The sequence below is a fragment of the Ewingella sp. C233 genome (assembly GCF_055407225.1).
Genome location: NZ_JBUZRI010000001.1, coordinates 889528 through 912865, shown reverse-complemented (window position 1 = coordinate 912865; position 23338 = coordinate 889528). Strand labels below are relative to the sequence as shown.

The following is a 23338-nucleotide window of genomic DNA, read 5'->3' as shown; positions in this document are numbered from 1 at the left end:
CTTCGCGGGGTGTTAACTCCGCCATGCTGCCATAAACCGCCGCGCCTGAAGGCGGGTGGTTTCGACATCCTGACCGGCACGATACAGATCGCCGCCGAGCCCTGCCCCGGCACAACCGGCACGTAAATATTCCGCCAGGTTATCCGGCGTGATGCCCCCTACCGCCAGCACCGGGACTTCCAGCGGTAACACCGCCTTCAGGGCGGAAATGTACGCCGGACCAAATACCGCCGAGGGGAAAATCTTCAGCCATTGCGCCCCGGCTTCCAGCGCGGTAAACGCTTCGGTAGCGGTGGCGCAACCGGCACAAACCCACATTCCGGCATCGACAGCCCGACGGATCACCGCGGGCTGCGTATTTGGCGTCACCACCAGCTTTGCCCCAATCTTCGCCAGAAAATCGACCTGTTCAACCTTCAGCACCGTTCCCGCTCCGATGCACGCCGAGTCGCCGTAACGCGTGACCATTTCAGCGATACTTTTCTGCCAGTCCGGCGAGTTCAGCGGGATCTCAATGTAGCGGATGCCCTCTTCAATCAGCGCGCCGACATGATCACTGGCCTCGTGAGGATAAATGCCGCGCAAAATCGCGACCAAAAGTTTAGCGTCTTGCATCAATAATGCTCCTTATTCCCTGCTGGAAAGCGGTGTCACCCGCAATTTCATTCACCGTTATGCCCGCCTGTTCACAGGCCAGCCAGTAACGACGGCACAGCGATTCACTACCGACCAGAGTGACCTGACTGACGGATAATTCACTGCGCATTGCCACCACTTCCGCACCAATCAACAGCCCGGACAACCAGTCGCCGACGGATCCCGGAGCCAGTTCCCCCAGCACTCGCCGCGCACGCGCTTCAAACAGCCGGTTCACGAATGCAGGCGATTCCCGCCCGCGTTGCAGGCCAGCCTGAAACGCCCGGTTATCGTCTTGCTGTGCCGGTAAGCCTCTGCCAATCAGGGAATGCTGCATCAGCAAATGATGCAGCTCGCCCGTCATCGCCGTGGTGAACCCGCTGACTGCCCCCTCTGCCACCTGCACCCATTTGCTGTGCGTACCGGGCAGTACGTAACAGGTGTCAGGGCCCAACTGCATCGCGCCGAGTAACTGCGTTTCTTCACCGCGCATGACGTTGTGCGGCGTATTCAGGCCCGGCACAATCCAGACCTGCGGGGCGACCTCAAAAAGCTGCGCGCTCAGTGTCTGTAACGATACCGGGCAAGCCAGATAAGGCACCGTTTGCCAGCCTGCATCGCTGCCGACCATGCCGGCCATTACCACGGGAAGAACCTCCTTACCGCGCCACGGCTGGATATATTGCGTGAACACGTCACGGGCGGTTTGATCCACCAGCCGGCTGATGCCATAAGGCAGTTGCAGGCTATCCGCGCACTGCCCGTCCTGGTATAACCAGGCACGCAGATGCGATGATCCCCAGTCAACGGCAATATAATCCCCGCTCATCGTGCGCTCCCGGTCGCGCGTTTGCCCAACGGCACCGGTATCGGCTCAGGCTGGCTTTCGCGTTCACGGGTGATCATCTCCAGTGCCTCTTCGCGGCTCATTTTGCTGGCCGGTGTTACCAGCGTCACGACCAGCGCGCAGCCAAGACTCATCAGCACAGACGGCACCACCGGGTTACCCCAGAAACTCATCCAGCTGTCGTTTGCCAGCATCGCCATTGAAGTCCCGGCGCCGCCAATCAGCGCAGCCATCGCGCCCTGCCAGTTAAAACGTATCCAGAATCGCCCCAGTATTGAGCAGATGAACAGGCCGGACATGATCATCGAAATCATTTTGGTGATGTAGCTGATGATGTCGTTGGAGGTCAGCGCGAAGATCAGCGCCAGCCCGATCACCAGCACGAGGGAAATACGCGACATGCGGATCGCCTTTTCTGGTGCAGGCATATGACCGGTGATCAAAGTGTAAAGGTCGCGCAGCATGATAGAGACGGCTGCAATCGCGTCAGAACTGCCTGAAGACATGTTGGCTGACATTCCCGCAATCAGCACCGCCATTCCCAGCACCGGTGGCAAAACTTGGGTGGCGAACAGGAAGGCAAAGCCGCTGTTTGCCAGTGCCGGATTCATCGTGTAAGCGGCCATACCAATGATTGCGGGTAGGAAGGAGAAGCCCAAATAGAGCAAACCGGTGATCACAAAGGATTTACGCACCGTGCCCACGTTTTTGGCGGAATAGATACGCTGACGGTAGGAAGGCGTGGCCAGTACCCCGACGCCAATGACCATTGCCAGAGAAAAAGCAGGCAGGATGCCGAGCTTATCCACTCCAAACAGGCTTTGTTTTGCCGGATCGACGGCCTGCTGGATATGGCTCCAACCGCCAACGTGATGTACCGCAAGCGCTGCCATCAGGATAAAACCGATAAACAGAATTAACGACTGCACGGTATCAATCCATACCACCGCGGAATATCCACCAATACCGACGTAAACCACAAAGGCTGCTGCAATAATAATTTTCGCCGTATTAATATCAATTCCACTTGCCCATGACAGATATAATCCGCCGCCAAGAATATGCGCCCCCAGCCAGCCAATAGATGCAATAAAAATTAATATCGCCACGACATTCTTAATGATTTTATTGCCGCCAGTGTAATAAGAGATCTCTTCGCTCATGGTCATAAAACGCATTTTACGCACCGGCGCAAACAACCAGGCCAGCAGCAGAATACCTACCGCACCGCCCAGACCGTACAGCATACCCGCCCAGCCGTTGGTGTAACCGAAGCCCACCGCGCCCACGCTCGACCCCGTGCCGACCATCGTGCCTACGGTGGACCCCAGCGTTAAAATTAAGGGTAATGAACGCCCGCCTAATAAAAAGTCATCGCCATTTTTCTGATTACGTGACACATACCAGCCCAGTGTGATCATGGCGCATGCATATATTGCAAACCAAATAAGAAAAGAATAATTATTCATGGCTCACTTCCAGATTAATTAAGTTGCAATGGCTCCCTGAAAAAAGACAAAGAAAGCCCGTTGGCACGTTCGTAGCGCACCTGAATTATTTATAAAACTCTTTTAATAAGCCGGATGCACGCAGAAGGCATCCGGCCTGATCACGGAATAATTACTTCACGCGTTCAGCGTTATAACAGGTCAGGTCCACTTCCACTTTGCAATCCACCACCAGATCCGCAACACAGCAGACGCGGGCCGGAGGATGAGCGGAAAAGAACTCGCTGAACACTTTGTTAAAGGACTGGAAATAACGCGCGTCGGTCAGGAACACCTTCACATGCACCACATCCGCCAGGGTGTAGCCTGCGCTGTCCATGATGTCCACGCAGTTTTGGATAGCCAGGCGCGACTGCTCGATAATGCCCCCTTCCACCACTTCGCCATCTTTCATCGGTGTTTGCCCGGAAACATAAAGCCAGCCGCCCGCCTCTACGGCTTTGGCAAACGGTAATGGCTGCCCGCCCGTTCCCGTACTCCCGCCCACTCCGTAACGTTTAATGCTCATCATTGCTCCTTATGCATACTGTATAAATGCGTGCTCAGAGGACAGCGCCTGGCTCTCCCCGCAAAATTCTACCGGCGTAAAAAACGCCCGGCGCGACCGATAACCTGTTTATCCCGGCCATAACTCATTACGCCGTTGACCAGCACCGCTTCGATACCCGCCGCAGGCTGCTGGGGATCGCTAAAACTGGCCACATCGCGCACGGTTTGCGGGTCGAACATCACCAGATCGGCGAAATAGCCCTGTCTGATCAGCCCGCGTTCGGCAAGCTGAAAACGCGCCGCGGACATGCCCGTCATCTTGTGAACCGCCACCGTCAGCGGGAAAAGTTTCTCGTCGCGGCTGTAATGGCCGAGCACCCGGGGAAATGCGCCCCACAGACGCGGATGCGGCATCGGGTCGTTTGGCAGTCCGTCGGAACCCACCATCGTGACCGGATAACTCAGCACGCGCCGGACATCGCCCTCGTCCATGTTGTAGTAAATGGCTCCGGCGGGCATCAGTAATTTGCCAGCTTCGTGAAGTGACATCGACCAGCTTTGCGCAATCTGCTTTAACGACTGCCCGGCCACTTCCGGATGCGGCTCGGACCAGGTGATGACTATTTCAAACTCGTCGGTGATTTGTTTGAGATCCAACGTAGAAGAGCTGGCCGAATACGGGTAGCAATCGCAAGAGACATCCTGCGTTTCGCGCACTTTATCGAACAGCTTCAGTGTTTCCACCGTGCGGCCCCAGTTCTTCGCTCCGGCACATTTGTGGTGGGACACCACCACCGGCACGTTGCCGTGACGACCAATGCGAAACGCCTCGTCGAGTGCCTCCAAAATCGGCTCAAACTCGGAACGCAAATGGGTGGTATAGATGCCCTTCTGTGCCGCGAGTTCCTCTGCCAGCGCCATCACTTCTTCCGTCGAAGAGTGAAATGCCGAAGCATAAGCCAGGCCGGTGCTCAGCCCCAAAGCGCCCTGCTGCAACGCCAGTCTAAGCTCTGCGCGCATCCCGCTGATTTCTTCTGCCGTCGCGGTGCGTAACAGGTCATCCATATGGTTATTACGCAGCGCCGTGTGGCCGATAAGCGTACCGACGTTAATCGCCGGTCTCGCCTGCTCAACGGCCAGAGCGTATGCGCTCACCGTCGGGTAGATAAAATGCTCCGCCTCACCGAGTAAATTCATCGGGTCTGGCACGCGGCCTTTGATGGTCGCCGTGGCTGCACTGATACCGCAATTGCCAACAATCACCGTAGTAATGCCCTGACTGATCTTGGGCAGATACTCCGGCAGCCGGATCACATTGATGTCGTCGTGGGTATGCACATCAATAAATCCCGGCGCCAGCACGCGGTCGGTACCGTCGATTTCATGCACAGCCTGACCACGGATTGCCGGTGCTATTTCAGCGATACGGTCGCCCTGCACCGCAACATCGGCACGGTATTGTTCCCCTCCGCTGCCATCAATGACCGTAACGTTTCTGAACAGATAATCAAACTTCATACGTTCCTGCCCTCCATAGTGTTCTGGATTAAATTTAACCATTTACAAGGATGAAAAACAGTGGAAGACTACACAAAATGCACACACTTATCTGATACTTTTATTCATAAACTTGATTAATTAAAATAAAAATACTTATTTTTCATTTGATTAAAATTGATATTTACACTGAAAGATTGAAAAACTGAAAGGAATTATGTTATGAAATACCAAGAAAGTAACCTCGTTCCGCACAAGTCAGCACTCCTATTTTCCCCAGCCAACATGCTGAATGAAGATGTCTGCCTGCCCGCCGCTGTGATCAAAAAATCCGCTCTGGAAAATAACATTGAGTGGATGCAACGCTATGCCGATACCCGTGGCGTATCGCTGGCACCTCATGGCAAAACCACCATGACGCCGTGGATTTTTCAGCAACAGCAGCGTGCTGGCGCGTGGGCCGTTGGCGTGGGCAGCGCCTGGCAGGCCAGTATCGCGATGGTAAGCGGCATGAAGCGGGTTTTGATGGTTAACCAGCTGGTGGGCAAAGCGAATATGCAGCTGGTTTCAGCGCTCAAAAATGAATATCAGGACGTCGATTACCTCTGCTGCGTTGACAGCCTTGCCAATGCCAAAATCCTTTCTGCATTTTTCAGCGCGCAGAACCAGCAGCTGGATATTTTGATCGAGCTGGGCGTACCCGGCGGGCGCTGCGGCTGCCGTACCACCGCGCAGGCCCTGCTGCTGGCAGAAGAGATTTCAGGCTTGCCGGGCTTACATTTACGCGGCCTCGAACTCTACGAAGGGGTGCTGCACGGTGAAAATCCGCAGCCCAAAGTGGAAGCGTTGTTACGCGATGCCGCAGCCCTTGCCTGCCAGCTTGAGCGCTATGTCGAAGGGGAATTTATCCTCACGGGCGCAGGATCAGTCTGGTATGACGTAGTGTGTAACGTCTGGCTGGAAGCACAAAAACCGGCAAACTGCCGCGTGGTGATTCGCCCCGGCTGCTACATCACCCACGACGCAGGCATTTATCAGCAGGCACAAGACGACCTGATGGCCCGCGACCGTGTGGCCTGTGATTTGGGTGGTGATTTGGTTTCAGCGCTGGAACTGGTTGCAATGGTGCAATCGGTGCCGGAAAGTGGCCGTGCAATTGTGAACTTCGGCAAGCGCGACAGCGCCTTCGACGCTGGTCTGCCGCAGCCGGTGGCGCATTACCGTCAGGGTAAAGCACTTCCGTTGACGGCAGAAAGCATCAAAACCACGGGTATTATGGACCAGCACGCGATGCTGGAACTGCCTCCTGAGGCCGACGTGCAGGTGGGGGATATTCTGGTGTTCAGCACATCTCACCCCTGTCTGACCTTCGACAAATGGAAAGCGCTGCTGCTGGTCGATGAGAATTACAACGTGCTGGAGACCCTGGAGACCGCATTCTGACGGGAGCCCATGTTGCCTTTGCATGATCAAAAAAGCCCGCCTGAGAAAAACGCCGGCGGGCTTTTTGGCGTTATGCGCTTAGCGGTATTTCCACAGCCACTTGCCGCTGGCCAGACGCCAGTAGAAGAAGGCACCGCGGATGATCCAGTCAAGACACATGCCGAGCCAGATCCCCACCACGCCAAAGCCCAGCACAACGCCCAGAAGATACCCGGCGACGATTCGTCCGCCCCACATACTCAGCAGTGACACCCACATGGTGAATTTGGCATCGCGCGCGCCTTTCAGCCCGGCGGGCAGCACCCATGACGCCGCCCAGAAAGGCATAAATGCTGCGTTGAGCCACACCAGCACTTTCACCACGTGAATAACGTCATCCTCCTGGGTGTAAAACGACGCCAGAACCCCGGCCAGCGGCACCGACAGCAGCGACAGCGCACACAGGCCAATCGTCGACAACCAGAAGATATGCTTAAGCTGATGCTCAGCCTGCGTCATCTGCCCTTTGCCCAGCCGCGTGCCGACGATAATGGTTGAAGTCGAGCCCAGGGCGTTTCCCGGCAGGTTAATCAGGGACGCAATGGACGCGGCGATGAAGTTACCGGCAATAACGTCGGTGCCCATGCCTGCCACGAAAACCTGCGTCAGCAACTTCCCGCTGTTAAACAGCACCGACTCAATACTGGCGGGCACGCCAATGCTCAGCACTTCCATCAGGATGCCGGTATTGAGCGGTTTGAAATAACTCTTCAGGGGAATACGTAACGCGGGGTTAAAGCCAATCATCAGCACATAAATCACCACCGCCGCACCGATATAGCGGGCGATGGTCAGCCCCAATCCGGCACCGGTGAAACCCAGACCGCCCCAGCCAAAACAGCCATAAATCAGCACACTGCTGATCATAATATTGAGAATGTTCATGCCGCCGTTGATCAGCATCGGGATTTTGGTGTTGCCCGCTCCACGCAACGCACCACAGCCGATAAGCGCAATGGCGGCAGCCGGATAGCTCCAGGCGGTGATGGTGAGATAGTTGAGGGCTAAGGCTTTGACCCGCGGCTCGGCGCTGCCGGCAATCAAATCGATAATGTGCGTCCCGGCGAACTCAATACCGAGCGCCAGCAGAAACGCAAAGCCGGTCATCAGCACCAGCGACTGTCTGGCCGCGGCGCGCGCCCGTTTGCGGTTGAGTTTGCCGAGGCTAAAGGCCACCACCACGGTGGTGCCGAGATCAATCGCCGCGAAGAATGCGATGATCACCATGTTAAAGCTGTCGGCCAACCCGACTCCCGCCATCGCCTCCTTGCCCAGCCAGCTGACCAGAAACGTACTGAGGACGCCCATCAGCAATACGCACATATTCTCGAAAAATATCGGTATCGCCAGAGGGGTAATTTCACGCCAGAACAGCACACGGTTAGAACGTCGTTTGTGATACCACTTAGTGCGATCCAACGCCTGCTGCACGGTGACTCTGATGTTTTGCAAGATAGTTCCAGCTATGAGGAGAGGACGGGACCTGAACTAAGAATGGTAAAAACATCCCTGTTTTGCAAAGTCTTTTCTCGCAAAGAAGCGGAAAATTCAGCGCAAAAAACGGGGCAGCCCGACCTCAGGCCACTCCCGCCCTGAGATCACGGCTGCGCAGCCTGCACATTCTGATACAAATCCCAGCGGTTACCGTAGAGGTCTTCGAACACCACCACGGTGCCATACTCTTCTTCGCGCGGCTCTTCGCAGAAATGTACGCCCTTGTCTGTCATCGCATGATAATCCCGCCAGAAATCATCGGTGTGCAAAAACAGGAACACCCGTCCGCCGCACTGATCACCAATAAACGTTTCCTGAGCGGCGGTCGATGCCCGCGCCAGCAACAAATGACACTCGCTTTCAGGCGTAGGTGCCACCACCACCCAGCGTTTGCCCTCCTGCGGCGTATCTTCTATCAGCGTGAAACCAAGCTGTTCGGTGTAATAGCTGATGGCCCGGTCATAATCATCGACAACAATGGCGATATACCCCATCCCTCGCTTCTGAATTCTCACTTTTATCTCCCTGAATAATCCTGTGTTTGGCACCCGCATTCTACAATGCTTTAGCCACTTTTCCCTTCATCCATTTCCCGGCGATCCCCGCCAGCGTAGCGCACAGCAGGTAGTAGATGAGACCGATAAACAGGAAAATCTCCGCCGGATAGATCTGCACGCGGTTGTTAACCTGCCCGGCCACGGTGGTCAGCTCAGGTACATTAACGATAAACGCCAGCGAGGTGTCTTTAAGCAGTGAAATCAGCAATCCCAAATAAGAGGGCAGCAGGTTCGGCCACGCCTGAGGCAGCAGCAACAGGCGCAGCACCTGCCACTGGCTGAAGCCCGAGGCTAGCCCTGCCTCGCTCTGCCCGGTGGGTAACGACTCCAGCCCGGCCAGCGTTGAATGCATGACCGCCGCCGACGTAAACCACGCCAGCGCGAGGATCACCGTCAGCGCGCCCGGCATCGAACTGCCAAAGATGACCGGCAGCAGGAAGTAGAGCCAGAAGATCACAAAAATCAGCGGAATGCCGCGGATAAAGTCGGCCCAGAGGAACAGCAAGCGGCGCGTCCAGCCACCAAAGCGCCACGCCAGCGCCGCCATCAGCACACCAAGCACCAGCGCAATGGCCCCGGCAGACAGCGCCATGATCAGCGTCAGCAGCACGCCGCCCGGCTCGCCGTCCGCGACTCTTCCCCACAGCAGATAGGTGAAATTATCGTGCAATACCGAGTAATCAAACTCCATGACCGTCTCCTTGCACTTTCACCGTGGTCAGCAGTAATGGCTGACGCTGACCCGGACGCTTCGGCCCCAGAGCAATCAATACCCAGCCCATCACCAGACCAAGCAGCAGATACAACACCGTGCCGACGGCAAACCCCTCCAGCGCATGAGCGTTGTAGCTCTCAATCTGGCTTATCTGATAGGTGAGTTCGGAGAAACCAATCCCGGTCGCCAGTGAGGAGAGCTTCATCAGGTTGAGATACTGGCCGGTGATCGGCTGCCAGGCGTTAATCAGCCCTTGTGGTAGTAAAACGTGGCGCAGCATCGCCCAGCGGCTAAAGCCCTGTGACACCGCCGCTTCGGTCTGACCGTGAGGCACCGAATTCAGCCCGGCCTGCACCTCTTCGAGCAGAAATGCCGTGCTGAACAGCGCCAGCCCCCAGGCAGCGCAGAGAAACTCGGGCGTCAGCCACGAGACGTTGACCGGTAAAACCGCCCACGGATGCACATCGCCGATGTATAACCGCAACCCCTGCGGCAGTGCGCCGTAAGCCGCGAAGTACCAGAACAGCAGCTGTACCAGCAATGGCGTATTGCGAAATATTGATACATACGCCGCCACAATGCAGCGCCCCACCCGCCCCGGCGCTAAACGCAGTGCCAGCAACAGCAGCGTCAGTAAGGTCGCGAGCAGGCTTGCGGCGATCGTTACGTAGAGCGTGGTGAGGAAACCGGAGATGATCCACTGCAACGGCTGGCCGGTTAAAACCCCTGCCCAGTCAAGATGCCACGCCATCAGCTCTCCCTCCCGGCGGCCGCCTGCAACGGAAACAACACTTTTTGCAGGAAACGCTGTGCACGCGGATGCGCCGGACGGGTGAAGAAGCTTTCGGGGTCGGCCTGTTCCAGAATTTCGCCGCCGTCCATAAACACTACGCGGTCAGCAATTTCGCGGGCAAAACTCATCTCATGAGTGACCACAATCATGGTGATACCGCTGTGAGCCAGCGCCTGCATCACCAGCAGCACTTCACCAATCATTTCAGGGTCCAGCGCCGAGGTCGGCTCATCGAACAGGATAATTTTCGGGTCGGTCACCAGCGCGCGGGCGATGGCCACCCGTTGCTGCTGGCCGCCGGAAAGCTGCGAGGGAAAGTGGTGCGCGCGGTCCGCCAGCCCTACGCGTTCCAGCAGTTCGCGGGCCTTTTCCCGTGCCTGCGCCTGCTTCCAGCCGTGCACCTTTACCAGCGCGAGGCTGACGTTATCCAGCGCGTCCAGATGAGCGTAAAGATTGAACTGCTGAAACACGAAGCCGATGTGGGTGCGCAATTCGCGCAACGCCCTGCCGCTCAGCCCGGCCGTTGGCTGGTTGTGGAGTAAAATCTCACCGGCGCTGAGCGTTTCGAGATGATTGATCAGCCGGATCAGCGTCGATTTCCCCGAGCCTGACGGCCCGCAAATCGCCACCACTTCACCGGCGGCGACACGCAGATCGACATGACGGATCACCTGATGCGGGCCAAAAGATTTACTGACCTGACGAAACTCCACGGCGACCGGTTTGCCGTGAGACTCTGGATGTGAAAAAACCGCAGACGAGTCTGCGGTTGTTGAAGAGGGTTGCTGCATAAGGGCCTGCCTGATTATTTTGCTTCGATCTTAAACAAACGCGGTTGCGGTGATTTGGTCTGTGGTCCGAACCAGACGTTATAAATCTTGGTTGCGTCGCCGGTTTTTTCCAGATTCAGCAACTCGTCGTTCACCGCTTTCAGCAGGCTGGATTCGCCTTTTTTCACCCCGACGCCGATCTCTTCTTTGCTCAGCAATTCAGGTAAGACTTTGTACTTGGCTTTGTCCGGCGCACCATCGAGCAAACCGGCCAGAATGGTGCTGTCCTGAGTGATGGCCTGCACGTTACCGTTACGCAAGGCGGAAAGCGCCAGCGGAATATCGTCATACGCCAGCACACGGGACTGCGGAAAACGGCTGTGTAGCTCCTGCTCGCCGGTAGTGCCTTTGACTGCGCCGATGCGCGCCGTGGCGTAGGCGTCCAGTTTGTCAGGCGAACCGGCCGGTACCAGGAACTGCTGGCCGGTCACGAAATAAGGTACGGAGAAATCCACCACTTTGGCGCGTTCCGGCGTGATAGTGATATCCGCAACGATGATGTCGGCTTTGCCGGACTGCAACAGCGGGATGCGGTTCGCAGGGTTAGTTGGCACCAGTTTGAGCTTCACGCCCAGGGATTTTGCCAGCGCTTTAGCGAAATCAACGTCGTAGCCCACGATGTCATGGGTTTTGGCATCGACGGAACCGAACGGCGGATTGGAGTCAAACGTCGCGACGTTAATCACACCGGCTTTTTTGATGTCCGACAGTTGGTCAGCGTGGGCGGCAAAGGTGGTGACGCTGCTAAGTACCAGCAGGGTCAGCGCGGAAAGTGAAGACAAAGAACGTGCGTTACGGGCCATGTGTTTTCCTTATCAGGAACCGCCAAATTGGCAGAAAGGGGGACCCGCAGGCCAGCGACCTGCGGACTTTTTTATCTTGTAAAGCAGAGAATTACACAGGCCAGAAAACGGCACTACGAACAAAAACTCATATCAATAGCATCGGAAAATATAAGAAAAACTTATTAACATAGAATTAACCGACTGCCACCTTTTGGCGTATTTCATTCTTGTGAGAATAGCGGTTATGTTTATAAGGGATGTCTAAGCGCTCACGCAGGGTTTGACTCTCCGTCGCCGGATGCCAGTATCCGCGTTCAGCCAGTACCGGCAGCACTAAACGCGTGATGTCCTCCAGCGCTTCAGGCAGCACAGGGCCGCTAATGATAAAACCGCTGGCACCGCCCTCTTCGACCCAACGGATAAAGGTGTCGGCCACCTGCTCCGGCGTGCCGAAAAATTCGCCTTTTGGCAGCGTAGTCTGAAAGGCCACGTCGCGCAGCGTCAGGTTATGCTCTTTCGCCAGTCGCTTGATCTGATCGGTGGTCGAGCGGAAGGTGTTCTGGCCGAGATCGCCGACGTCTGGGAACGGCGCATCCAGCGGATACTGCGAGAAGTCGTGATGGTCGAAGAAACGCCCGAGATACGCCAGCGCATCGTCAACGGAAATCAGCGACAGCAGTGTCTGATATTTGGCTTCGGCCTCGGCTTCGGTCGCACCGACAATCGGGCTGATACCGGGGAAAATCCCCACCGGTTGACGGCCATTTTTCGCCACCTGCGTCTGGAGTTTGGACGAATACTCTTTGGCTTCTTCCAGCGTGCGGGCGTTGGTAAAAACCGCGTCGGCAGATTTCCCCGCCAGCGCGATGCCAGCCTCAGAAGCACCAGCCTGGAAAATCACCGGCTGGCCTTGTTGCGAACGCTTGATATTCAGCGGCCCCTCCACCGAGAAAAACTGCCCCTGATGGTTCAGCTTGTGCAGCTTGGCGGCATCGAAAAATACTCCGCTTTCACGGTCACGGATAAAGGCATCGTCTTCCCATGAGTCCCACAACCCCTGCACCACGCTGATGTACTCTTCAGCAATCTGATAGCGCAGCGCGTGCTCCGGGTGGTCTTTACCGAAGTTCTTCGCCGACCCCGCCAGCGGCGAGGTCACTACGTTCCAGCCTGCACGCCCATTACTGATATTGTCGATACTCGCCAGCTGGCGCGCCACGGTGAACGGGTCGCTGTAGGAGGTGGAAATCGTCCCCGCGAGGCCGATACGGTGCGTCACCGAGGCCAGCGCCGACAGCAGCGCCACCGGTTCAAACCGGTTAAGGAAATGCGGCAGGGATTTTTCGTTGATGTGCAGCCCGTCTGCCACAAACAGAAAGTCGAAATTAGCGGCTTCGGCCTTCAGCGCCAGTTCGCGGAAATAAGGGAAATTCACGCTGGCATCCGCCGGCGCTTTTTCATGTCGCCATGAATTCATATGACCACCGGCGCCATGCAGCATCAGGCCCAGTTTTATACTTTTTTTATTTGTCGCTTTCGGGACAGACAGATTTGATTGGCTCATGATCGGGCTTCCTATATTCAGTTCAGTGATTCACTGTGAAAAGAATGCGATAGTTTTCACCCGCACCTAAATATAAAAACCGTCATTCTAATGTCATTAATTCGCTAATGAAGATCAGGACAATAAACTCAAAAAGATATAATTGATAACCAGAGGATATTTAGTAAAGCGGGGAAAAACGTTCAGGATTACACCGAGCATTCGATCTCCTGCTAATTAATAAAATAGGACGTAAACACTATGAGCCTTCACTCTGCTGATGAAACACGCGAATCCGCGTCCAACACGCCCGCCTCCCTTGAGGCGCAGTTGATCGCCCATCGCCGTGAACTGCATCAAAACCCGGAGCTCTCCAACCACGAGTTCGCGACCACTCAGCGCATCACCGGCTGGCTGAATGACGCCGGGATCCGCATTTTGGATCTCGGTCTGAAGACCGGCGTGGTGGCTGAAATTGGCCCGCAGGAAGGCCCGATGGTGGCGCTGCGCGGGGATATTGACGCCCTGCCGATTAACGAAATTTCCGGTGTGCCGTTCAGTTCGCAACAGCCGGGCGTGATGCACGCCTGCGGCCATGATTTTCACACCTCGGTGGTTCTCGGCGCGGCTTACCTGCTAAAAGCGCGGGAGGCGGAGCTTAAGGGCCGCGTGCGGTTGTTCTTCCAGCCCGCCGAAGAGCGCTTTAACGGTGCATTACAACTGATTGAAGCCGGTGCGCTCAGCAACGTCGATGCGATTTTTGGTCTGCACAATGCGCCGCAACTGCCGGTCGGCACCTTCTCGACCAAGGGTGGCGCATTCTACGCTAACGTTGACCGCTTCCAGATAACCATAACCGGCAAAGGCGCGCACGCCGCGCACCCGGAAGATGGCGTGGACAGCATTGTCACCGCCAGCCACATTGTCACCGCCCTGCAAACGCTGGTCAGCCGCCACTTCAGCACCAAAGAGTCGGTGGTGGTCAGTGTGACCCGTATTGAGGGCGGCAATACCTGGAACGTGCTGCCGCAGGAGGTGTTCCTCGAAGGCACGGTGCGCACCCACAATGCAGAAATCCGCGAACAGGTGCCGGAAAAAATTCGTCAAGTCATCGGCGGCGTCGCCCAGGCACTGGGGGCCGAAGCCGAACTGTTCTGGTTCCCCGGCCCGCCAGCAGTCGTCAACACGCCGCGCTGGGCCGAATTTGCCAGCGAAGCTGCCCGTGAGGCGGGTTACAACGTGGAACTTTCTGAGCCACAAATGGGCGGCGAAGACTTCGCACATTATCTGCATCATGTGCCCGGCGCGTTTGTCAGCATCGGTTCGGCCAGCGAATTCGGCTTACATCACCCTAAATTTAATCCGAATGAAAAAGCCATATACCCGGCGGCCGTCTATTTCCAGCAATTAGCGGAAAAAGCGCTGAATGAACTGACCTCGAAGTAATCTATTCTCCATCAAATCAATGCCTGTCCGTCCGGTTACTTCCCGCGTCGGACGGGCATTTTTTGCTATTTTAAAATCCGGCGTTTTATTTCTATTTTATCAGTTTAGTTATTTAATTTTGTTGTTTTACATCCCGGCAGCGCTCGGGAATAGTGAATTCAACACCGGCATAAACCTATACAAATAGAATATAAGGGATAATAACAAAAATGATGCATAGCGCTAAATTAGCTAAATTAACCGCCGTGGCCGCCGTGGTCCTTTTCTCCGGGTTGGCGAATGCCGCACCGGGCATTGACCTGATCGCCAATGAAACGCCGATTAACACACCAAAGAGTGCAGAAGCGGCGGCAAAGATTCCGGCCAATTTTAAGTTTGTGGAACCCGGTACACTGACCGTGGCGCTGGCCGTTTTAGGCAGCGCACCGCCTTTCGGGCTGTTTGCCCGTGACAATAAAACGGTGATCGGCAGTGAGGCGGACATCGCCCGTCTGGTGGCTGACGGCCTGGGGCTTAAACTTAAAGTGGTTCCCGCCTCGTGGGAAGACTGGCCGCTTGGGGTGACGTCCGGCAAATATGACGCCGCCATCTACAACATTACCGTCACCAAAGAGCGCAAAACCAAATTCGATTTCGCCACCTACCGTCAGGATACGCTGGGTTTTTATGTGAAAACCGGCAGCAAAATTAAATCCATCACCTCCGCGCCGGATATCGCCGGTAAGAAGATCATCGTCGGTTCAGGCACCAATCAGGAAGCCATTCTGCTGGCCTGGGATAAAGAGAATCAGGCCAAAGGTCTGGCCCCCTTCCAGCCGCAATATGTGACCGATGACGCTGCCGCCACGCTGGCTATCCAGTCAGGACGCGCGGACGCCACCTTCGGGCCGAACGTCACGGGCGCTTATAAAGCGCTGCTGACCGGAAAAACCGTGCTGGTCGGTACTGTCGCCGGTGGCTGGCCGAAAACCGCCAACATCGCCGTGACGCTCAAGAAAGGCAACGGACTGGTGGACGCCGTACAGGCATCGCTTAACAGCGCCATCGCCAGCGGCAGCTATCTGAAAGTGCTGAACCGCTGGGGCGAGAGCGTCGAGAAGATCGACCACTCTGAAATCAACCCGCCGGGTCTCGGCGACTAACATCACGCTCAGCAGGAGCCGACCATGAGCCAGGATATTTTTATTCAAACCCTGCCGGATGACCCGCTGATCGCACCGGTGATCGACGGACTGTTCGGCGAATACCGCGCCCGTTACGGTGACTATTTTGGCGAACAGGAAGTGGAGCCGCTGAGCTATTACGCGCCGCCGGACGGCGTGTTTGTGGTGTTGCTGCGTGAGGGGGTGCCCATTGCAATGGGCGCATTCAAACGCTACGACGCCGAGACTGCCGAGCTGAAACGCATCTGGACCGACCGCACGTTACGCCGTCAGGGGCTGGCACAAAAAATCCTGCTTGAGCTGGAGCAACGGGCGCAAACATTAGGTTACCGCCAGCTGTTTCTAACCACCGGTTTCCGCCAGCCCGAAGCCGTCGGGTTGTATCTCTCCAACGGTTATCAGCCACAGTTCGATACCCGTGTGGATCCGGTTGTCTACTCTCTACCGCCGTATGACGGCAGATTGCCGTTTACCAAAACACTGCCGGTGACACAGGCAGCGGCGCTGAACGTGGCGGAGAACGTGTATGACTGAAATCCCGCTTCGCCAAAACGATGAGCCACCGTTGAAAGTTGTGCCCGCCCGCTACCCGCTGCGGCTGGTCGGGGCGGTCTTTTCACTGTTTATTCTGCTGGTGATCGTCCAGTCGATTGCCACTAATCCGCGCTGGGAGTGGTCAGTGTTCCGCCAGTGGTTTTTCGAACCGGTCATCCTTGAAGGTCTGGCGAAAACGCTGTTGCTGACCCTGCTCGGTACGCTGTTTGGTATTATCTTCGGCACCGCGCTGGCGCTGGCCCGCCTGTCGAAATCTTACCTGCTGAACGCGCTGGCCTGGGGCTATATCTGGCTGTTCCGTTCACTGCCGCTGCTACTGGTGTTGATCATTCTGTACAACTTTTCCTATCTGTACGACAGCCTGTCGTTCGGTATTCCTTTTACCTCGATTGAGTTTTTCAGCCACCCGACTGTCGATCTGCTTGATCAGTTCTCCGTCGCGGTACTCGGTCTGTCGCTGGTGCAGTCGGCCTACACCGCCGAGATCATCCGTGGCGGCATTTTAGGGGTGGAACACGGCCAGCACGAAGCCGCGGCGGCTCTCGGCCTGCCTGGTTACCGCCGCACGTTTCGCATTATTCTGCCGCAGGCGTTGCGGGCGATTATCCCGACCGGTTTTAACGAAGTGATCAGCCTCGCAAAAGGCACATCGATTGTTTATGTGCTGTCGATGCCGGAACTGTTTTACACCGTGCAGGTGATTTACAACCGTACACAGCAGGTGATCCCGCTGCTGATGGTGGCGGCGGTGTGGTATCTGGTCATCACCACCGTGCTGTCGGTGTTGCAGTATTACGTCGAACGTTATTTCTCACGCGGTGCGGTGCGCGAACTTCGCCCGACGCCTGTCCAACGATTCCGCCTGTGGGCGCGCGGCTAAGCCGTGAAGGAGCAACCCGATGTCTGAAGCTTTTGATTTGTACGTCCCCCGCCCGCCAGCGAAAACAGCTGATACCGTTTTTTTGCGCCGCCCGCAGGCCAGCAGCACCGCGCCGGGGCGCATTGAAATCCGTCATCTGAGTAAGCATTTCGGCCAGCACAAGGCGCTGAATGACGTCAGTCTGACGATTGAACCCGGCACGGTGACGGTGATCCTCGGCCCGTCGGGCTCAGGGAAATCCACCCTGCTGCGCACCATTAATCATCTGGAGCGCGTCAACGAAGGGACGATTCAGATCGACGGCGATTACGTCGGTTACCGGCGCAAAGGCGATAAGTTGTATGAGCTGAAAGAGAGCGCGATTCTCAAACAGCGCACTCACGTCGGTTATGTGTTTCAGAATTTCAATCTGTTCCCGCACATGTCGGTGCTCGATAACATCATTGAAGCGCCCATCGTTCACCGCCTGCTGAACCGCAAACAGGCCATTGCCCGCGCCTATGAGCTGCTCGACACCGTGGGGCTGCGCGAAAAAGCCCATGCCTACCCGCGTCATCTTTCCGGAGGTCAGCAGCAACGCATCGCCATCGCCCGTGCGCTGGCACTCAACCCGAAAGTGATGTTATTCGACGAACCTACCTCGGCCCTCGACCCCGAACTGGTCGGCGAAGTGCTCGACGTCATCAAAAAACTGGCCCAGTCCGGCGTCACGATGGTGGTCGTCACCCACGAAATCGGCTTCGCCCGACAGGTCGCCGATCAGGTGGTGTTTATGGTGGATGGTGCCGTTGTGGAGACGGGGAGTGCAGAGCAAGTATTGGAGAGGCCTCTTCATAAGAGGACCAGAAGCTTTTTAGAAAAAGTGTTATGAAAAATTGGGCTGCCGCCCGAACTGGCTTGAAGGTCAAAGTCGTGGGCTCACCGCCCACACCGGTGAACCTTGGGCTGCCGCCCTAACTGGCTTGAAGGTCAAAGTCGTGGGCTCGCCGCCCACACCGGTGAACCTTGGGCTGCCGCCCGAACTGGCTTGAAGGTCAAAGTCGTGGGCTCGCCGCCCACACCGGTGAACCTTGGGCTGCCGCCCTAACTGGCTTGAAGGTCAAAGTCGTGGGCTCGCCGCCCACGCTGGCCCAAAGGAGGTTTAAACGAACCTCCTTTGGAATCCTGCGTTTTTTAACTACGCGCTGTCGCTGGGACGATGGTCATATTTCGCAACTTCCGAGTGAGGCGCAAAATGTCACGGCTTCGCCGTCCCCGTATTTCGGGTTCGAGCCATAGGTCTCGAACCTCTCATCCGGTGCCATTTTTGACTGCGCCCTAGTGGCTATGTAAATCAAAAGAAGAAAGAAGAAAGAAGAAAGAAGCACGGTCTGATTTTGACTTTAAAAAAGCCAAGGCCGCGTTCAAAACGACGTCGACGGAGAGGTGGAAAACCGCGCGGGTGTATGCGCGGGTTGTAACCCGAACGGAGAGTACCGCGCAGCGGCGGAGTTTGCGGCTATAACAACGGTAACTGGAACGCGGCCATTGTGACCTGCGTAGCTGCTGTTTTTAAAAAGCTCGGATTCCAAAGGCCCGAGCAACTGCGGGCCTTTGGTCGGTGTGGGCCGACGCCCACGACCTTGACCTTGACCTTGACCTTGAGCTTGAGCTTGAGCTTGAGCTTGAGCTTAAGGCCAGTTTGGGTGGCAACCCACGGTTTTGAAGTTGAATTTAGAAACCGCTTACTCAATAAACACCGGTCTTTTCTCCCGTAAGGATTTCAGTCCCTCCCTCACCAGCACCAGCGCCATTTTCCCGTCATGCCCTGTGACTTGTGTTTCGGTGTCATGACGAATCGCATCGATGAAGGCTTCAGCCTCACGCACATAGGCTTCCTGATATAATTTCGTCCAGGAAGGCATGGATTGCGCCTGAATGGTTTTGTCCCGCGTGACCACTTCAACATTATTGCTGTTCTGTCGGCCCACTTTCACAATGCCGTGGGTGCCGAGAATTTCGGCGCGGGCATCGTAGCCGTACTGAACGTACTGAGCGCCATCGATCATGCCAATAATACCGTTGGTAAATTGCATCATGACCGCACAGGTATCGTAATAATCAGGGTATTGCGCCGCCTTTTCCGGGGAGCGGAAATTATGACCGATAACGTGGATCATACTGACCTCGGCGTTGGCGTACCATCTCAGCGTATCGAGGTCGTGGCTGTTTACTTCCGCCACTGGCCCCCCGCTTTTTGAGATATCAAACATCCACTCTTTTGGCTCGCTGGGACCGTGGGTTAATGATTTCAGTAAAGTGACTTCGCCGACGGTTTTATTTTCAATCACCTCTTTGCCAAGTTTGAAATTTTCATCAAAACGGCGCATGAAACCGAGCTGTAATTTGACGTTATGTTTCCGACAGGCCTCTATCATGTCGTTACACTCTTCTTCCGTACCTGCCATCGGTTTTTCACAGAATACGTGCTTTCCGGCTTTCGCGGCAGCAACCACAATATCCCGGTGTAAATGTGTCGGCGTAACCACCACGATGGCGTCAATATTGTCGTTCTTTAACGCTTCGCGGTAATCCGTATATTGATATTCAACCTGAAGTTCTTTTTGTGCTTCAGCCAGGCTTTCAGCAAAAGGATCGCATATTGCAATTAATTTTGCGTGATGGACATTGCCGTTATAATTTCTGGCGTGGATCATCCCTGCGCGACCACATCCAATAAGACAAACGTTAATTGTTTTTTTCATTTCCAGCCTCAGCCACAAAATTGAATAGGTAACTTAATTGATATTATTAACGGGCCTGCCCGCTGGCAGGCCCGTTACATTCTATTTTGACGAACGAAGTTCATTAATGATTTTTATTCCGGCTGAACTGCCCAAACGTGTCGCACCGGCTTCAATCATCGCCAGGGCATCTTCCAGCGTGCGAATACCGCCTGACGCCTTAACTTGCACGTGTTCTCCCGCATGTTCTTTCATTAATTTGACATGTTCGACAGTGGCGCCGCCGGTACCAAAACCTGTTGAGGTTTTCACAAAGCCCGGTTTCACTTCAGAGGCAATTTTCGCGACGTGAATAATTTCATCGTTGGTTAAATAGCAGGTTTCGAAAATAACTTTCGACACAATCCCGGCTTTGTTGGCAACCGCGACCAGCGCGGTCATTTCGTCTTTGATATACGCGTAATCATGCTCTTTCACTTTCCCGACATTGAGTAAATAGTCGAACTCCTGAGCACCATTGTTGACAGCATCCTGTGCTTCAAACACTTTGGCCGCGATGGTCATTTGCCCCAAAGGAAAACCAATCGCCGCGCCCGTCAGCACTGATGAGCCTTTCAGCATCCCGTAGCAGGTCGCCACCGGCCAGGAATTGATGGCGACAGAAGCAAAACCGTATTCTCTCGCCTCGTCACACAACTTTTGAAAATCGTCTTTTGTGGCATACGCATGAAGATTGGTGTGGTCAAAAAATGAGGCCAGTTTTTCAGCAGAGAATTTCATTTTATATTCCTTATTTAAGTCAGATATTTGGCTATTGCCTTCTTGGCAATGGATATAATCAATGCATTTACATTACTAAATTATTAAATCAGCCAGCCTCCTCCACTAACGTGGACAAATACTGGCCCAGCTCCTCGCTGGCTTCTTTTTCCTGTTCGCCATCACACAGCAACGTAATTTTTGAATCACATACAATGCCGAGCTTCATTAATGCCAGCATACTTCTGCCATCGGCCTCTTTTTCATCGTTAACCAGCCTGACGACACAGTGATATTTCTTCGCCATTTTTGAAAACATGGCGCAGGGACGGCTGTGAAATCCCATCGGGTTAATAAAAGTAATGTCTGTAGCAATCATAAAAAGTGATCCCTGAAGTTTTAAATTAAACCGCCAGTGCGGATTTATTAAATTTAGCCCGGCGGTATAAGCCGTAGATAATACCGCCGGTCAACCCTCCGCTGAGAATTGAAACCACCCACAGAACGCCGTGTGTGACTAAGGGTAAAATAATCAATCCGCCGTGCGGCGCAGGAACGGCAACCTGGAAGACAAAGGTGAGCGTTGCACCAATTGAAGCACTCAACATTAATATAGGAATAACCCGTAGCGGGTCTTTCGCCGCAAAGGGGATCGCCCCTTCGGCGATAAACGTCGCACTGAGAATAAAGTTAACCAGCCCGGCCGCCTGTTCTTCTTTTTCGAAATACTTTCTAAACAGGACAGTCGCAATGGCAATCACCAGCGGAGGAACCATACTTGCCGTCATCACACCGGCCATAAATAAGGCATTCCCCTGTTCAGCCAGCAGCATGGTGCCGGTGACATACGCGGCTTTATTGACCGGCCCGCCGAGGTCAAACGCACTCATGCAACCTATCACCACGCCCAGAATTAAAGGATTCGCATGTTCCAGCCCGGCCAGCCAAACCATCATGCCTTTATTTAAGGCGGCAATCGTGGAACCGGCTGAAAGCATGAAGACGCCGACTACCAGCACCCCGATTAACGGCATCAGGAATATCGATTTAAAGCCTTCCAGAGAACGCGGGAATGAGCGAGTCAGGTGCAACATCCACTTCATGAAATAACCGGCGAAGAACCCTGCGATGATCCCCCCAAGGAAACCGGCACCGATATCGGTGGCAAGCAACCCGCCGACAAATCCGGCGACGAAGCCCGGCCGGTTCGAAATGGAGTAAGCAATAAAAGCGGTAAAAACCGGCACCATTAATGAAAATGACAACTTGCCGAGTTTAAACAGACTGGCAGCAATCGGGTTATATTGCGCATTGGTCGGGTCGAACGAATAAATGCCCCAGAAAAATGAAACCGCAATTAACACGCCGCCTGCGACCACGAACGGCAGCATGTTCGACACGCCGTTCATCAGGGAGATATACAGTGACCGCCCAAAACTTTCGCGTTCTGCTTTTTCAGCTCCGGTTTTTTGCGCCTCCGGCGTTTCACTTTGTGCGTGAGTGTAGATTTCTTCGTTGCCCGCCATCGCTCTGGCCACCAGCTCATTAGCCTTTTTGACACCATGTCCGACCGATGCGCGAATCAGCGGTTTACCATGGAATCGCGCCATTTCTACCGCTTTGTCGGAGGCCAGGATCACCATATCGGCCTGAGCAATCTCTTCTTCTGTCAACGCGTTCTCGATGCCTACCGCGCCATTCGTTTCAACCCGAATTCTGGCACCCGCTTTTTCAGCGGCCTTTTTTAATGCAGCTTCCGCCATAAATGTATGGGCAATACCCGTTGGACACCCGGTTACTGCGACAAAAAACTTTTCTTTGGTCGACATGACTCTGGCTCCTTGAATGGTTACTTCACCGGTCTGGCATTGATGGCTGACACATCATGTGTCGCGTCAATTTTGTCGTTGCTCAGCCAGCACTTGCTGCCACTTTGCTACATTTACTATCGTTTGTTATCGATATTGATTGAGTGTTCTGTTTTATCAAACGACCCGCGACCTCATAAATTCGCGCCAAAACGGGATGCAATGGTCGTCAATCAACATAACTTGCAATAATATCAATCACCTGAAGTTCATTTTTCGCCACCGCAATACGGTCTCTAAAGTCATCCTCCATGATGGCGCTCGCGAGTTTCATCAGTATTCTGATGTGCTCATCGCCCGCGCTTTCTTCCGGTACAGCAATCATGAAAATGTTCTGAGCCCAATCGTCTTCATCTGCATCCCATAAAACCGGTTTTGCCAGCCGCGCAAAGGCGACGACAGGCACGGCAACCGCCTCGCTCTTGCCGTGAGGGATGGCATAGTCGTACCCCACCGCCGTTGAGAACTCTGCTTCTCTTTTGTTAATTGAATACATGAAGTTATCAAAACCACCGGGTTTCAGGCTGCCGGTGGCCTCTATCTTTCTCCCCATCAGCTGTAAAGCCTGCTCTTTATCCTCAACGTCCAGATGTAACATCACGGTCTCTGTAGAAAAAATTCGCATAATCCCTCCTTTGCTTTATTGAAGATTATCATTTGCTATCGATTTAACGTCAAACAACACCAAAACGATAGTAAACAATTGACATCGGTAATTTCATGACTAAACTCACAAGAATTCACATTGAGCCGACGAATTATTCAAAT

Annotated in this window: 23 protein-coding genes; 6 read left to right on the top strand and 17 right to left on the bottom strand. The window is 54.6% G+C overall.

Annotation, left to right across the window (positions count from 1 at the left end; all coding sequences use genetic code 11):
* Positions 1–12: 12 nt before the first annotated feature.
* The 5 genes from ACZRKO_RS04210 to ACZRKO_RS04190 form a co-directional block, all read right to left on the bottom strand.
* A complete protein-coding gene (locus ACZRKO_RS04210; protein ID WP_463735990.1) occupies positions 13–615 on the bottom strand; it encodes a 2-dehydro-3-deoxy-6-phosphogalactonate aldolase in 603 nt (200 codons plus the stop codon).
* A complete protein-coding gene (locus ACZRKO_RS04205) occupies positions 602–1465 on the bottom strand; it encodes a 2-dehydro-3-deoxygalactonokinase (protein ID WP_463735989.1) in 864 nt (287 codons plus the stop codon). The genes ACZRKO_RS04210 and ACZRKO_RS04205 overlap by 14 nt, the downstream gene beginning before the upstream one ends.
* Positions 1462–2952 (bottom strand): sodium:solute symporter family protein, encoded by a 1491-nt coding sequence (locus ACZRKO_RS04200; RefSeq protein ID WP_463735988.1) that lies wholly within the window; start codon positions 2950–2952, stop codon positions 1462–1464. Before ACZRKO_RS04200 ends, ACZRKO_RS04205 begins: the two co-directional genes overlap by 4 nt.
* A gap of 151 nt (positions 2953–3103) precedes the next feature.
* Positions 3104–3499 carry a RidA family protein gene (locus ACZRKO_RS04195; RefSeq protein ID WP_463735987.1) on the bottom strand — a complete coding sequence of 132 codons (396 nt, stop codon included), beginning with the start codon at positions 3497–3499 and terminating at the stop codon, positions 3104–3106.
* Positions 3500–3567: 68 nt separating this feature from the next.
* Positions 3568–4998: an N-acyl-D-amino-acid deacylase family protein gene (locus ACZRKO_RS04190; protein ID WP_463735986.1), complete on the bottom strand. Its 1431-nt coding sequence runs from the start codon at positions 4996–4998 to the stop codon at positions 3568–3570.
* Positions 4999–5199: 201 nt separating this feature from the next.
* Between ACZRKO_RS04190 and ACZRKO_RS04185 the strand changes: the two genes are divergently transcribed.
* Positions 5200–6420, top strand: coding sequence for an amino acid deaminase (locus tag ACZRKO_RS04185; RefSeq protein WP_463735985.1), 1221 nt, complete (start codon positions 5200–5202; stop codon positions 6418–6420).
* A 78-nt stretch (positions 6421–6498) separates the two neighbouring features.
* Here the strand turns inward: ACZRKO_RS04185 and ACZRKO_RS04180 are convergent, their stop codons facing one another.
* The 7 genes from ACZRKO_RS04180 to ACZRKO_RS04150 form a co-directional block, all read right to left on the bottom strand.
* Positions 6499–7911 carry an EmmdR/YeeO family multidrug/toxin efflux MATE transporter gene (locus ACZRKO_RS04180; protein WP_463735984.1) on the bottom strand — a complete coding sequence of 471 codons (1413 nt, stop codon included), beginning with the start codon at positions 7909–7911 and terminating at the stop codon, positions 6499–6501.
* A 146-nt stretch (positions 7912–8057) separates the two neighbouring features.
* Complete coding sequence (locus ACZRKO_RS04175) at positions 8058–8468, bottom strand: VOC family protein (RefSeq protein ID WP_463735983.1); 411 nt, start codon at positions 8466–8468, stop codon at positions 8058–8060.
* Between the two features lie 40 nt (positions 8469–8508).
* Positions 8509–9201, bottom strand: coding sequence for an amino acid ABC transporter permease (locus ACZRKO_RS04170; protein ID WP_463735982.1), 693 nt, complete (start codon positions 9199–9201; stop codon positions 8509–8511).
* Positions 9191–9976 carry an amino acid ABC transporter permease gene (locus ACZRKO_RS04165; RefSeq protein ID WP_463735981.1) on the bottom strand — a complete coding sequence of 262 codons (786 nt, stop codon included), beginning with the start codon at positions 9974–9976 and terminating at the stop codon, positions 9191–9193. Before ACZRKO_RS04165 ends, ACZRKO_RS04170 begins: the two co-directional genes overlap by 11 nt.
* Positions 9976–10809 (bottom strand): amino acid ABC transporter ATP-binding protein, encoded by an 834-nt coding sequence (locus tag ACZRKO_RS04160; protein WP_463735980.1) that lies wholly within the window; start codon positions 10807–10809, stop codon positions 9976–9978. Before ACZRKO_RS04160 ends, ACZRKO_RS04165 begins: the two co-directional genes overlap by 1 nt.
* A gap of 14 nt (positions 10810–10823) precedes the next feature.
* A complete protein-coding gene (locus ACZRKO_RS04155) occupies positions 10824–11651 on the bottom strand; it encodes an ABC transporter substrate-binding protein (RefSeq protein ID WP_463735979.1) in 828 nt (275 codons plus the stop codon).
* Positions 11652–11826: 175 nt separating this feature from the next.
* On the bottom strand, positions 11827–13197 hold the full coding sequence (locus tag ACZRKO_RS04150; RefSeq protein ID WP_463735978.1) for an LLM class flavin-dependent oxidoreductase: 1371 nt from the start codon (positions 13195–13197) through the stop codon (positions 11827–11829).
* Positions 13198–13437: 240 nt separating this feature from the next.
* On the opposite strand from ACZRKO_RS04150, the gene ACZRKO_RS04145 reads away from it, so the two are divergent.
* From ACZRKO_RS04145 to ACZRKO_RS04125, 5 genes are all read left to right on the top strand, one after another.
* Positions 13438–14622 (top strand): M20 peptidase aminoacylase family protein, encoded by a 1185-nt coding sequence (locus ACZRKO_RS04145; protein ID WP_463735977.1) that lies wholly within the window; start codon positions 13438–13440, stop codon positions 14620–14622.
* A 209-nt stretch (positions 14623–14831) separates the two neighbouring features.
* Positions 14832–15764: an ABC transporter substrate-binding protein gene (locus tag ACZRKO_RS04140; RefSeq protein WP_463735976.1), complete on the top strand. Its 933-nt coding sequence runs from the start codon at positions 14832–14834 to the stop codon at positions 15762–15764.
* Positions 15765–15788: 24 nt separating this feature from the next.
* Positions 15789–16319 (top strand): GNAT family N-acetyltransferase, encoded by a 531-nt coding sequence (locus tag ACZRKO_RS04135; RefSeq protein ID WP_463735975.1) that lies wholly within the window; start codon positions 15789–15791, stop codon positions 16317–16319.
* Positions 16312–17220, top strand: a complete 909-nt coding sequence (locus ACZRKO_RS04130) for an amino acid ABC transporter permease (RefSeq protein ID WP_463735974.1) — start codon at positions 16312–16314, stop codon at positions 17218–17220. Before ACZRKO_RS04135 ends, ACZRKO_RS04130 begins: the two co-directional genes overlap by 8 nt.
* Positions 17221–17239: 19 nt before the next feature.
* The gene (locus ACZRKO_RS04125; protein WP_463735973.1) at positions 17240–18091 is read left to right on the top strand and encodes an amino acid ABC transporter ATP-binding protein; all 852 of its coding nucleotides are present in this window, start codon (positions 17240–17242) and stop codon (positions 18089–18091) included.
* 853 nt (positions 18092–18944) lie between these two features.
* Here ACZRKO_RS04125 and ACZRKO_RS04120 read toward each other — a convergent pair.
* The 5 genes from ACZRKO_RS04120 to ACZRKO_RS04100 all read right to left on the bottom strand — a co-directional run bounded on the left by ACZRKO_RS04120 (position 18945) and on the right by ACZRKO_RS04100 (position 23195).
* Positions 18945–19964, bottom strand: a complete 1020-nt coding sequence (locus ACZRKO_RS04120; protein ID WP_463735972.1) for a Gfo/Idh/MocA family oxidoreductase — start codon at positions 19962–19964, stop codon at positions 18945–18947.
* Positions 19965–20045: 81 nt separating this feature from the next.
* A complete protein-coding gene (gene deoC, locus ACZRKO_RS04115; RefSeq protein WP_463735971.1) occupies positions 20046–20723 on the bottom strand; it encodes a deoxyribose-phosphate aldolase in 678 nt (225 codons plus the stop codon).
* An 88-nt stretch (positions 20724–20811) separates the two neighbouring features.
* Positions 20812–21081 (bottom strand): HPr family phosphocarrier protein, encoded by a 270-nt coding sequence (locus ACZRKO_RS04110; protein WP_463735970.1) that lies wholly within the window; start codon positions 21079–21081, stop codon positions 20812–20814.
* 25 nt (positions 21082–21106) lie between these two features.
* Positions 21107–22531, bottom strand: a complete 1425-nt coding sequence (locus tag ACZRKO_RS04105) for a PTS fructose transporter subunit IIC (RefSeq protein WP_463735969.1) — start codon at positions 22529–22531, stop codon at positions 21107–21109.
* 208 nt (positions 22532–22739) lie between these two features.
* Positions 22740–23195 carry a PTS sugar transporter subunit IIA gene (locus ACZRKO_RS04100; RefSeq protein ID WP_463735968.1) on the bottom strand — a complete coding sequence of 152 codons (456 nt, stop codon included), beginning with the start codon at positions 23193–23195 and terminating at the stop codon, positions 22740–22742.
* Positions 23196–23338: the final 143 nt, after the last annotated feature.